This window comes from Bacteroidales bacterium, from assembly GCA_041671145.1.
Lineage (GTDB): Bacteria > Bacteroidota > Bacteroidia > Bacteroidales > JAHJDW01 > JAQUPB01.
Window position 1 is genome coordinate 1 of record JBAZBZ010000055.1, and the last position, 12107, is coordinate 12107.

Sequence of the window (12107 nt, forward strand, 5' to 3'; positions counted from 1 at the left end):
GATAATTTTAAGTCGAAATTAACTTTTTCGTAGTCTTTTTTTCGACAGGGTTGAGTCTTGAGTTTTGTCATTGTTTCCGTTTTATTGGTTAATTTTTAGTCAACCGATTTTAGGAAATGACATGAAAAATGCTTGCCGCTAACGATTAGGGCTTGATTTAGGCGGGCAATAAATACCTGCGTCATTCTCACCCGTGAACAAATTTATAAATAATTATTGAATTTCAAATTACTAATTTCTGCCCGCTTAAAACAAGCCCATGTTAGCGGTTTGTGTTTTTTATTCTATATACTCCAAAATCATTTTTATAATTACAGTCGAGAACATCTGTACTCAACCAAATATAATCATATTTATCAATTGCAATGTTTGTTATTCTATATTTATTTTTCATTTCCTTTGGAATAAAATCAAATATATCTTTATTATTAACTTTGAAAACACCCCAGTCACAAACAACTAATTTATTATTTTGTGAATCCACAACTATAGAGGTTACTTGATTAGTGAGAGTATCTCCTGGCAATTGAATCTCTGACCATTTTTTGTCATTAAAAACTGAAATTATTCCTCGGCTTGTACCGAAATATTTTACATTGTTGCTGTCAATCGCTATAGAATATATCCATTTATCAACTAAACCGTCATTAAATGAATAATGTTTCCAATTATTTTTTATAGAAGTATAAATTCCATTACTTGTACCAATCCATATATTACCAAATTTATCTTGAGCCATAGAGTATGCAAAAGAAAAAGAATCATACTCGGGTTCTTTAATTTTTGTCCAAGTTTGTCCATTAAAATTATAAATACCTTCTCCCATTGTTCCTATCCATATTATATAATTTTTATCAATCATTATCGAGCATATTTCAATTTTGGTTGAATCCCATTTGCCATGATGGTCTACAAAATCTTCAGATGTATTTTCATCTTTAGTTGTGTCAATATCTTCGATTAAGATTTTTCGTATATTATTAGTATCAGAAATGCTATCTGTAAATGGCAAATTAACTTCAACAATTTGTGTTCTCATTTCACTTGGTGGAATATAAGTTTTAAATTCTTTTCCATCATACTTTGTAATCCCTCTTACACTGACAAACCAAGCGTTATTTTTATTGTCAAAATCAACAAATTCAATTCGATTTGATGGTAACCCATTTGATTTATAAAAACTTGTCCATTTGGTGCCATCATATTTTGTAATCCCACTGTCTGTGCAAAACCAAATATTATTTTGTTTATCAATTTTAATAGAATTTACAAGATTGCTAGAAAGCCCATCTTTTTTTGTGAAATTATTTGCTTGTTGCGAGAAATTATCTATCGATATTAATGCAAAGAATAAAATTATAAATGCTCTGTGTCTCATATTTTTTTTAACATAACCGCTAACGGACGGCGGTTTAAAGAGCCACCGGTGTTTCAGCACAAATGTATCAATAAGATTTGAAATAAAAAAACTTGCGTCACTTTCAACGGAGATAGAAACCGGTGGTTATTTAAACCGCTTGTTAGCGTGCGTATTTTTTCCTCCATTCATCGTCAAATATAACAGGCAAATTCCATTTAGTCCTACATACTTCTCCATGTCGATATAACACATCCCAGTCAGGCAACAAACTAATCACTCGCAAAGCTTCTTTATTAAATAAATCATTGTCAACACCACGTAAAAGTTTAATACTATCAGGCTTCGTAGATACTCCAGTTTGACAACCAACATAAACTGTTAATCTCTTTCCTTTTAAGTCAGGTAGGTTAGTCCAATTAATATGCCTTTGAACAAATCCGACAAGTCTGTCTTGTTGTGTATAAATCGATATGTGTGTTTTTGAATTATCAAGTTCTTTTTGAGACTTTAATCTTCCTTTCTCAAATGTCAAAACCAATTCTTTTTCATATATAGATTCATAACCACCATGAACATAATAAAGCATTTTACCTTTTTGAATATATAAATTATCTGTCAGCCAACTTGCTTTTATTTTTCCATTCTTTATTTCTTTTGGAAATAGTTTATTTAAATCTGCTTTCAGTTTGCAGTCACAATCAAATATGTTGGTTAAAAAAATTTCTCCGTCAATAACTGTCCACTCAGCAATGTATCCTCTCCAGCAATCAGTACTTGTCTGTCCACTGTTATTGCCAAATAATCTTGGTCTTAATGATTCAATGTCTTGACGTAATTCTAATGGATTTGAAAAAACAGTCAACGTGTCATTTTTTAAAATTATAATGTCTCCTAATTGAGCTGTCGAAAAAACAGTCAAAGGAAAAATTATAACTATCAATATAGCAAAAATGTTTCTCATAATATGCACGCTAACGGTCAGGTGTTGCTAACGGCGGGGTTTTTAACGTGCGTCAGTTTCAACCGTGATTAATTTCATTTATTGTTTTACACTTTCGACTTTTTGTGAACCCCCGCTGATAGCAACACCATGTTAGCGGTTTGTGGCTCTTCTTCAATCTTTGTCAAGTTAAATGCTATTTTTGTTTGTGTCTTAAATGGTTCAATTCTTTTTTCTGCAAGTTCAATGTATTCTTTGCTTATGTCATATCCAACGTAATTCCTCTTAGATTTTAATGCAGATATTGCAGTTGTTCCACTACCAATAAATGGGTCAAGTATAATATCGTTTTCAAAAGAATAAAGTTGAATCAATCGAAAAGGTAATTCAAGTGGAAATGGTGCTGGATGTCCAATTCGTCTTGCACTTTCTGCATTCATTGTCCAAATGGACTTTGTCCATTCCATAAATTGTTCCTTTGAAATTGTATTTCCTTTTTCGCCTTTTTCTCTTTTATAGTCGCCTTTTGAAAATACCAAAATATATTCATGAATATCTCGTAGTATTGGATTAGCTGCGCTTTGCCAACTGCCCCATGCTGTTGAAGGGCTCGCACTTGCTGCTTTATTCCAAATGATTTCTCCTCGCATATTGAAACCAATGTCAAGCATTATCTTTGAAATGTAGTCTGATAATGGTATATATGGTTTACGTCCAAGGTTGGCTACATTAATGCATGCTCGTCCACCGTTAACCAAAACTCGATATGTTTCTTTAAAAGAGTTTTCAAGAAGCTGTAAATATTCTTTTAATGAAAGGTCATCGTCATATTCTTTTGAAACATTATACGGTGGGGAGGTAATCATTAAATGAATAGAGTTGTTAGGTAACTCTTTCATGTTTTCAGCAGAACCAAGAATTAATTTGTTGATAAATTCTTCAGGTAATTCATATTCTTTTTTATCTAAAACTTCTTTTCCTTCTAATTCCGAATATAGTTTTGAGTTATAAAACTTCGAACTATCGTGATTAATTCTCCCATTTGTTCCAAAAGCACTTGTTTCTGTTCCGTTTAATCTTTTCATTTTAGTTTCGGATTAAAGTTAAGAATTTTTCTGCTTTTGCAATGTCATTAGCTTCTCTGCTTGCAATAGAAATTATTTTACCCAAATCAGTTTTTGATATCATAGATGAGAAGTAGTTCATATCGTTTGCAATAAGTTCTCTACATAACGACAAAATATTTTCTGTCGATTGAATTGTTTGAAAACCTTTTTTGGATGTGACTTTAATATAATCGCTTTCAGTTGGCTTTGGGTTCAATGACCAAAATCCTTGAATAACTCCTGATGTTTTAAGAAAGTCAACTTTCTTTTGGTAGCTATCTTGTATAGGGCTATTTCCTAATATAATAATTGGAATTTTAGTTGATTCAATCCCTGAAACTCTTATATTGATAGATTTCCCTATTGCTTTTAACATAGAGTCAGAGCGAAGAAAAGAAGGATTTCCTTTATGTTGTTTGTAGTCACCAACAAAATCAATTCTATTCGGAATAGTCAATTTGTAATTTGATACAACACTCATTTTGATTTCAAAAAGGAGTTTAATATTTTCTGCTTGTTGATTAACTGAATTTGTTGTGCAGAAAGCTAAGTCAGCACTGGATTGTCTTGTCAATCCGAGTCCTTCGCAAACAACACCATTAACTGCGAAAAGATTAAGCTCTGTTGCAATTGGCTCAAAGAGTGTCCTGCACCATTTTTCTGTGTATTGACCTATAAGAGAGTTTCTGCTTTGTAATGTTTTTCCTTCTGCATCAGAACCTTTGGGAACATAAGCAAAGTAACCATTTTGTAGATTATAAAAAAGTTGTTCGGGAGAAGCAAAGTTGTTTAGTGCTTCTGTAAAGAAATTAATTTCAGTATCGTTATTCCAAAGTGCCATTATATTTTTTTTTCAAAGATAATCATTTTTTGTGATTTATAAATTCATGTTAATATTTGTACTCTGCTTCCGCCATAACCGCTAACGTGCAGGTGTTGCTAACGGCGGGGATATTAATAGCTCTGTCAGTTTCTACCGTGATTATTTTTATTTGTTGTTTTACACTTTCAAGTTGTTGCGAACCCCCGCTGATAGCAACACCATGTTGGCGTTTCGTGCATTATTTTACTGTTTTTGTTCTTTTATTTCTATCTATTTTTTTCTTGAATAATTCATCAACACGATGTCTTCTCACTTTATCAGCTCTGATAAAAGCACTAATAGCATCTTCCTCTTCTTTAGTCAAAGGTTCTTGTCCTCCGATTATATCAATGTCAATTTCTTCTTTATTTGTCATGGTTAATAATTTTTAAAATATTTGTCTAATAATATCAATGCAGCTTTGGTGTCTATTATCATCACACGCCCACCAGAGTGTCTTGCTCCTAATGTTTTTTCATAGTGGTCTATCAGCTTCGATTTAGAGATAAATGAGATATATCCTTCAAAACCTCTCTGAAATGAGTGCCTGCAAACAAAAGCAACTAAATTTCCTGCAACTCCAGCATAAATTTTATTTTTACCTTTATTGAATCCTGCATTTTCCAACAGATGCATATAAATGTGGTCTCTGCGAATTTCTATACTTACTAATCCTTGAATAATATTTGGATTATTAGTTATTGTCAGCTTATAAACTTCTCTTTCTGGTTGATTCAACTCATACTTCCAATCAAACACCCATCCATTTTTCTTGCTAACCATTGGTAAATCTTTCGCTGATAATAAAGTAACTTCAGTCGTAAAACTATCTCCAGTAAAAACATTTTCAATGGAATTTGTCAGCTTGTCAACTCTGAAATCCAAAGGTATTTGTCTTCTTTTATTCATGGCACAAATATACTAAAAATAAATCATTTAATCAATAATTTGTTGAATTGCTGACCGCATGAACGCCAACGGTTCGCGGGCTTGTGACGACAGCGGTTTTAATACTTGCGTCACTCTCACCCGAGACAAAAGTAAATAAATTATTTCAAACTTTCAAATTGCACTTTACCGCTGATGACACAAGCCCGATGTTAGCCGCCGTTATTATGGTTTAAATGGTAAATTATCACAACATATTATTGGCTTAAATGAACAAATAAATTCTTTCATGATATTTTTATTAACAGGAATCCAACCATAATCAGCAGTTTCAAATCCATATAGTCCATTGTTTCCATAATTAATGCCATATCCTTTTACAAACTCATTATTTCTATAGATATATAAAATTAGTTCGCCATTATTAATGTCTTTATCAGTGTATATACCTGTTAATTTATTTTTTGTTTTTTTCAATGTTTCCTTATCATTAATCTTTGCAAAATAATTTCTCAAAATAGAATTATTTAAACCACTCGTATATTCTTTGTATAAATTAGTGTCAGGCATTTTAGCCTTAGATTCGTGGTATGCTTTTGGCGACCATAAATACATTGTCCATGTACCATTTTCAAAATCATATTTTTGAAATATATTTATTGGTTCATCAATAGAATAATTAGAATTTCCCATACAACTTTTACTTGGAACTTTATCAACACTTTTTGCTATTGTGAAATAAAAATATTTTTTTCTGTTTTGAGGATATATGCAAATTGAAGAATTCCAATATTGTTTTTTTACTTCAAAAGCAGCTTTAGCATAATCATCATATGTATATGTGTCAATTTCTTCAGAACTATAATTGCTTACAAAACTAATAATACTTGACAAGCTACTACTTTCTGAGGGGAAGCATCTTTTCCCATTTTTAAACATAAAGAAATTTATTACCACCCTAATTTTGTCAGAATCTATTGCCAAACTATCCATATCAATTGCATTAGATTTCCAATAATACTCATACTCAATCCATGCTTCATTCGGATAAATATTGTATTCTGGAGTTTGCATTGTATCATTATTACGACATACAAGTTTGTCTATAAAATTACCTTTCTTTTTTGACTGTTTAATATTTTCGCTTGGGTTTAAATATTTTGAATTTAACCGCATAGGTTTAAAAAGTTGCATTATAAAAAACATAAACATGCAAACTACAACTATAAATAATAATATTATAATATAACTTCTTTTCATATTAACTTTAATCACGACTAACGTTTTTATAAAAATTTTATTTAAAGTATCATAATATAATTGTCATTCTGTTTTGTAAAATTTAAAAAAATATCGACATAAAAGTCAGCTTAAAAAAATCTATTTGTGTGACGGATAATGGCGGCTAACGGTCGGTTGCTTATTTAGTGCGGGAATAAAACGCACTTCATTTTCTACCGAAACAAAATTAATAAATTGCAATGAACTTTCCTAATCACCAAAACCCGCATTGAATAAGCAACTTGTTAGCTGCTGGGCATTGTTCCTTCTCTGTCAAAGTGGTTTTGTTTCTTGTTACTTACAGAGGTTTCAACGGGTGATATTTTTTTTGTGTCCGACTTGATAATGTTTCTGTGCGGCAGCAAGGCAAGCTCTTTGGCAGGTTTTGGTTGTGTGATAGCTTGTGCGACCTGCCAATGTGCTTGACTTTGCGTTGGCTTATATACTAAGCCCTTTTATCAAATTATATTCCGTCGAGTTATTACCATATTGGGCTTTAACATATGCCTTTACTCTTTGCACTCTGTCTTTGAGGTCGGCGTATTGATTTAGTCGGCTTGCTCTTGTTGTTTTTAGTAATTGTATCTTTTGAGCTACTGCATTGTTTAAAGTTGTCAACTGGGTAGCTGTCGTTTGTAATGCTACTATTTTTAATGCATTGCTTGATGGGTTGAATGCTGTAAATTGTGTCAAGTTGCTTACAATGTCATTGAAAAACTGTGTCATTGAGCCGTAGGAGCGTTCTGATTGGCTGATTGCTTTTTCCTGTGCAGGTTTTGTAGGGTCGGCAGGTGCTTTTTTAAGTTTTGTTGCTCGCATTTTTTTTATTATTGCGTTTACAACTACTGCTTCTGTTGATTTTTTTCCGTATTGTGCTTCTACTGCTCCTTTGATTGGGGAAAGGAGTTTTTCAATAGAACCAGTCTTTATTGAAAATGCAGATTGTCGAGCATCTACTGCGACTTTGTAATTTTCCTGCTGACTGCTTTCTGATGAATTTGTAGTAACGATTGAGTTAATAAGTGTTGTCATACTTGCAACACTTTCTTGTGTACGTGGTGGTGCATAACCTACAAACCCTGAAATAAAGGTTAAAAGGTCTTGAGCTCTTCTTAATTTAGCTCCAAATGTGTTTTCTGATATTGATGCCATAATTTTATAGTTTTAAATTATTAATAAAAATGCTATTGTGTAAAATAAAACTCAAAGATAGTAAAATTATTTTGCGATTGTGTAAAAATATTTTTGTATTGTGTAAGTTTAAAATTGAATTGTGCAAAGTTATAAATATAATTGTGTATTATTAAAATAAGATTGTGTAATATTAAAATGAAATTGTATAACATTAAATTATGATTGTGTAATATCAAACCTTGATTGTGTAATATATTTATAGGAAAGTGTTATTCGAAATTAAAAATGTTAAAATGAAAACACTTTGTTTTTATTGTATTCAATAATACTTTTCATTTTTTCAAAACATACTGTAATTTCTTTTGAAGTAAAACCATCGTTTAATAGTGTGTTCTCTATTTTTAAATAATCATCGTTATTTATTTTTATTATATCATTACCACCATCAAAATAAAAAAAGTTTGCAGTATTATTATGAGTAGCATTTATAAAAATTTGATAAATACCCTTATTATTTTTAACATTACTAAGTACATTGCAATAATAAATCATTTTATTATTATTGAAAAGATTATCCAAAGAACTTAATATTTTTGGATAATCTTTAAAAAAACTATCTGTAATTTTTATTTCACAATTACATGTTTTTCCATTATTAGAAATAATTGTTTTTGAACTGATGCAACTTGTTAACATCATTGGCAAAATGAAAAAATAATATATATATCTCATAATTTTATTTTTACGGATTAACTGATTTTTTGGCTTTGTCAATTGCTTTATCTACTTTCTTAGTATTACCTTCGGTGGCATTATAATAATCCTTATAATTTTGTAAATAATCTGATTGAGATGATGATTCTTTCGGGTTAAGCAAATTAAACTCTGTTCTTGATTGAAGTTCATCTTGAACTGGTTTGCTTTCCTCGTCTGTGTTATTGCTCATGTGAGTTTCTTCATGTACACCAACTGCATTAATTAGCTCATCTTTTGTTGCTGTTTCAAACCGTTCATTAACTTCTTTGCCTTCTGCATTTTTAACTTTTCCATGTTTTGCTGTTGAAATAGTTACTGTAAATACATTATCGCCAGTTTCTTCTGTGGTACCGTGAACTAATTTACCTCCTTGTGTTAATTGTTTATCCGTTAAATCAAATTTATATTCCTCTGCTGCGCCTGTAAAAAATTCTGCTGCTTTAATCCCTCTTGGAGTTTTAATTAATGCCTGAAAAATTTCAGTTGTTTTAGCGTCTGGTTTACCTTGTATTACTGGTTTACCTGCATCATCTTTGCCTATTGTAACGGGCTTACCATCTACACCATATACTACCCTGCCATCATTATCAGTAAAGTAAATCGGATTATTTAATGCAAAAGAATATGGGCTAATAGGAACATATTTATGGGCAAGCGGGTCAATATTCCAAGCGAAAACAACAGGGTCGAAATTGTAATTATTGTATAAAGTATCAGTTGGGCTGAATTTGCTTATTTTTTGTTTTTTTGTATCAAATATAGTTCTACTATATTGTTCAAAGGGTTTTGTTTCGTGAATTTCATCGAATAATCCCCATGATAATGTTGCATAACGAGTGTCTTTAGGGTCAGATTTAATATGTTTAAATGGGTTTGGTGTTTGGTCTTTTGCAATGAATACAGCGGTTGTATCATTCTGCATTCTTGAAATTATTAAATTTTTAATTTCTATTGGCATTTCACGATAACCCTTTTTATAAAGTGAGGCAATTAATTTTTCGTATTCTTTAAATTGTCTGTCATTCTGTAATTGTACGATTGATTTGTTTTTATTTATTATTCTTTCTTCAAATACTTCGGCTTTTAGAAGCATTGCATTTAAATTTAAAGAATCATATTTTAAAGTTGTTTGTGCACATTGTAAAATAAATTCATCTGATTTCGAATTGAATTTATTTTCATAACCTTTAGCAAGATAAACGAGACAAAGGGAAACGGATTGTTTTAAATTTAGTGTACGCAATGAAATACCATTTACAACTGCTTCGTGTGTTGTATTTGTAAATGCTTTTATTGAACCACTGCCAGGGAATGCTCTTGATGCAAGTTCAATATTATAAGGCGCTCCTTTCATATCGTTATGAACAATATAAATATGTCCGGGCGCTGTTGCTATATTTGCATTTGAATTGAATCGTTCCGAAAATATTTTGAATAATATTGCTAAAGCATAGCAATTACCTTTTTCTTGAGCAAGCAAATGTAACACTTGGGAATTACTCCAATTAGTAGTACTTAATGGGTCTTTACTGGTATATTGAAAAGGCGAATTATATGTGAGTTTATTTTTAGTAACGTAATAGGTAGTATCTGTAATATATTTAAAAATAGCCCAGTTAGTTAATACATCCTTGTATTTTAGTTTTTTCTCATCAATTGTTTCTAACAAAGAAGGTTTCAAGTTTTGAATACTATCATTGTAATTTAAATATACCAAATTTGATATTCTGTTTGTATGAATAGATAAAACATTCTTGAAAACATTATAATCAAATTTGTTTTCCCAATATGCATTTTCCGTAATAAAAACAGCTCTTTCATAATCAAGCGGAATTTTGCCAGATAACATATTTTCTATTTCTGTTTTTGCAGAATAGAAACAGATTTTTGCCAATGAATCCTCTTTTGTTGGATTATTGGCATACAATGTACTTGCTGAAATAATTTGCAGAGCAAATACACATTTCAAAAATAATGATGTTGTTTTCTTCATAATGCAAATTTATTAAATTTTTAATTATTGATATTTATAAATAGATTTCGTTTTTCTTTTCCGTTAAAACCCTTTTCTTGCTGTACTTTTCCTCTAAATTCCTGTAAATTCATTTGCTGTTCATAAAGTCCTGCTGGCATTTCTTCGTATCCTATTGATTTCAGATAAAGTTCATTTTGTTGTAATGCTTCGTAAAGTTCTGATGCTCCTTTTACTTTGTTTATGTCTTTTATATCTTTAATCCCATTCGTATAAAGCAAGCGGTCTAACATATGAGCGAGAACAGAACTACGTAATAAAATTGCTTGTAAATTATTTTGTTTCGGAAAACATTTCATCGAAGTATTAATACATTCATTTAAGAATGTGCCATCGGCAACGCCATATTTATTGAGGTAGCTAATTCCTAAACTTGCAATACAATCTCCAACGAGCATTAATTTATTAAGCGTATCAAGATATATACCGCTGTTTTCTGCTTGTGGTGTAATATACATGTGTTCGGAATACCAGTCATCTGAAATATTCCAGTTTGATGTTGGTTCGTAATTATGTATTTTTCCTGCGTCATCGGGATATTTAATAAATGAATGATTTGGAGCAATTGAAATATAAAACTTTGCTCCAAGTGCTTCGGCAATTAAAATATAAACTATTGGTAAACTATTACACTGACCTGTGCCTGTTGCAAATGTTTTTGTTACAAAATAATTTCTAAAATCTTTCTCGCCTTTGTAATCAATATAATCGTAAGTATAAGGTAAATGTTTTTTTGTTGATGAATTTGATACGTCTGTTTTTTTTATTTTTATGCTTGTAACTTCTTTCATGAATTTTTGTATCGTTTTATGAATTGCCTCGTTGTCTCGTGGATTCAGGTTGTTTTGCATCATCATTTGTTTGATAAAATCGGCATTTTCGTTTATGGTTTTGCAGTATTCTTTATAAGTAAGATAAGTATTTCCATAAGCACTTTCCATTATATAAAAAGCATCTCTTAATAATATTGGTTTCTTTCCTGTTACCATGCTTTTTAATAAATTCAATGCGTCTGTATATGGTTTTGTTTTATTGATAAAGTCGCCAGATTTATAATAATCAAAGCTATTTCTTTTTCCTGTTTCTCCCGCGTTTGCTTCGTTAAGAATATTCAATAATTCCTGATGTTGATTGTTTGAAAATTCATTATTATTATTTTGTGAACCACGCATATTAAATTTAATTCTTGCTTGTTGATTTTCTTCTTTTGAAAGATAAGGTCTATCCATGTATGCCCCCATCATCTTTTCGGCATTGATATAAACTTGTTCTTTAACATCATTGTCTGTTGAACCCATTGAATTATTTTGTGTCGGTGTCTGTTGGTTTTGCTGTGTAAGGGTGCTGTTGGTGTAATATTGGCTTCCTGTATTTACTTGTTTAAAGTTTTCAAATTTAGGTGCAGTTGTCTTATTGGTCTGTGCTGTCAAGGTGTCAACAAAGAAAGAAGTTGTCAGGATAAAGCACAAAACTATCCACGAAGCAGGCGGGCAGGCATTTAGCTCTTTTGCAAGTTTTGGTCGTGGGTCGGCTGGTGCGACTTGCAAATGTGCTAAATTAGGGTTGGCTGTTTTATTTTTTTTCTTTGTCATTTATTTATTGATTCCGTTTCTTCAAAGCGTTTGTCTTATACTGAAATAGGTTGACCATTTTTCGTTAAATATATTTTACAAAATTAGCACTAAATTCCGAAACATTGATAACTTATTAAAAAACCTTTGAGAGTTTTTTAAAAGTTGTCAACATTC

The 12107-nt window shown here is 30.9% G+C and carries 11 protein-coding genes; all 11 read right to left on the bottom strand.

All coding sequences use genetic code 11. The annotated features are described in order from the left end of the window. Positions 1-262: 262 nt before the first annotated feature. A complete protein-coding gene (locus WC223_12900; GenBank protein ID MFA6925136.1) occupies positions 263-1378 on the bottom strand; it encodes a two-component regulator propeller domain-containing protein in 1116 nt (371 codons plus the stop codon). A 142-nt stretch (positions 1379-1520) separates the two neighbouring features. Then, positions 1521-2321 carry a hypothetical protein gene (locus WC223_12905; protein MFA6925137.1) on the bottom strand — a complete coding sequence of 267 codons (801 nt, stop codon included), beginning with the start codon at positions 2319-2321 and terminating at the stop codon, positions 1521-1523. Positions 2322-2407: 86 nt separating this feature from the next. Then, positions 2408-3385 carry a site-specific DNA-methyltransferase gene (locus WC223_12910; GenBank protein MFA6925138.1) on the bottom strand — a complete coding sequence of 326 codons (978 nt, stop codon included), beginning with the start codon at positions 3383-3385 and terminating at the stop codon, positions 2408-2410. A gap of 1 nt (position 3386) precedes the next feature. Continuing rightward, entirely contained in the window at positions 3387-4247 is an 861-nt protein-coding gene (locus tag WC223_12915; GenBank protein MFA6925139.1) for a hypothetical protein, read from the bottom strand. A gap of 220 nt (positions 4248-4467) precedes the next feature. Beyond that, complete coding sequence (locus tag WC223_12920) at positions 4468-4644, bottom strand: hypothetical protein (protein MFA6925140.1); 177 nt, start codon at positions 4642-4644, stop codon at positions 4468-4470. Positions 4645-4646: 2 nt separating this feature from the next. Continuing rightward, the gene (locus WC223_12925; GenBank protein ID MFA6925141.1) at positions 4647-5177 is read right to left on the bottom strand and encodes a hypothetical protein; all 531 of its coding nucleotides are present in this window, start codon (positions 5175-5177) and stop codon (positions 4647-4649) included. Positions 5178-5381: 204 nt separating this feature from the next. Further along, positions 5382-6332 carry a hypothetical protein gene (locus WC223_12930; protein MFA6925142.1) on the bottom strand — a complete coding sequence of 317 codons (951 nt, stop codon included), beginning with the start codon at positions 6330-6332 and terminating at the stop codon, positions 5382-5384. A 543-nt stretch (positions 6333-6875) separates the two neighbouring features. Further along, positions 6876-7589 carry a hypothetical protein gene (locus WC223_12935; protein MFA6925143.1) on the bottom strand — a complete coding sequence of 238 codons (714 nt, stop codon included), beginning with the start codon at positions 7587-7589 and terminating at the stop codon, positions 6876-6878. Between the two features lie 270 nt (positions 7590-7859). Continuing rightward, complete coding sequence (locus WC223_12940) at positions 7860-8303, bottom strand: hypothetical protein (GenBank protein MFA6925144.1); 444 nt, start codon at positions 8301-8303, stop codon at positions 7860-7862. A 10-nt stretch (positions 8304-8313) separates the two neighbouring features. Then, a complete protein-coding gene (locus WC223_12945; protein MFA6925145.1) occupies positions 8314-10320 on the bottom strand; it encodes a hypothetical protein in 2007 nt (668 codons plus the stop codon). 20 nt (positions 10321-10340) lie between these two features. Continuing rightward, positions 10341-11951, bottom strand: coding sequence for a hypothetical protein (locus WC223_12950; protein MFA6925146.1), 1611 nt, complete (start codon positions 11949-11951; stop codon positions 10341-10343). Positions 11952-12107: the final 156 nt, after the last annotated feature.

What these genes read in the sequence shown, in the direction of transcription:
- WC223_12910 (MFA6925138.1), bottom strand. Translation starts at nt 3,385, where the DNA reads ATGAAAAGATTAAACGGAACAGAAACAAGTGCTTTTGGAACAAATGGG.
- WC223_12950 (MFA6925146.1), bottom strand. Translation starts at nt 11,951, where the DNA reads ATGACAAAGAAAAAAAATAAAACAGCCAACCCTAATTTAGCACATTTG.
- WC223_12920 (MFA6925140.1), bottom strand. Translation starts at nt 4,644, where the DNA reads ATGACAAATAAAGAAGAAATTGACATTGATATAATCGGAGGACAAGAA.
- WC223_12945 (MFA6925145.1), bottom strand. Translation starts at nt 10,320, where the DNA reads ATGAAGAAAACAACATCATTATTTTTGAAATGTGTATTTGCTCTGCAA.
- WC223_12925 (MFA6925141.1), bottom strand. Translation starts at nt 5,177, where the DNA reads ATGAATAAAAGAAGACAAATACCTTTGGATTTCAGAGTTGACAAGCTG.
- WC223_12940 (MFA6925144.1), bottom strand. Translation starts at nt 8,303, where the DNA reads ATGAGATATATATATTATTTTTTCATTTTGCCAATGATGTTAACAAGT.
- WC223_12930 (MFA6925142.1), bottom strand. Translation starts at nt 6,332, where the DNA reads ATGCGGTTAAATTCAAAATATTTAAACCCAAGCGAAAATATTAAACAG.
- WC223_12905 (MFA6925137.1), bottom strand. Translation starts at nt 2,321, where the DNA reads ATGAGAAACATTTTTGCTATATTGATAGTTATAATTTTTCCTTTGACT.
- WC223_12900 (MFA6925136.1), bottom strand. Translation starts at nt 1,378, where the DNA reads ATGAGACACAGAGCATTTATAATTTTATTCTTTGCATTAATATCGATA.
- WC223_12915 (MFA6925139.1), bottom strand. Translation starts at nt 4,247, where the DNA reads ATGGCACTTTGGAATAACGATACTGAAATTAATTTCTTTACAGAAGCA.
- WC223_12935 (MFA6925143.1), bottom strand. Translation starts at nt 7,589, where the DNA reads ATGGCATCAATATCAGAAAACACATTTGGAGCTAAATTAAGAAGAGCT.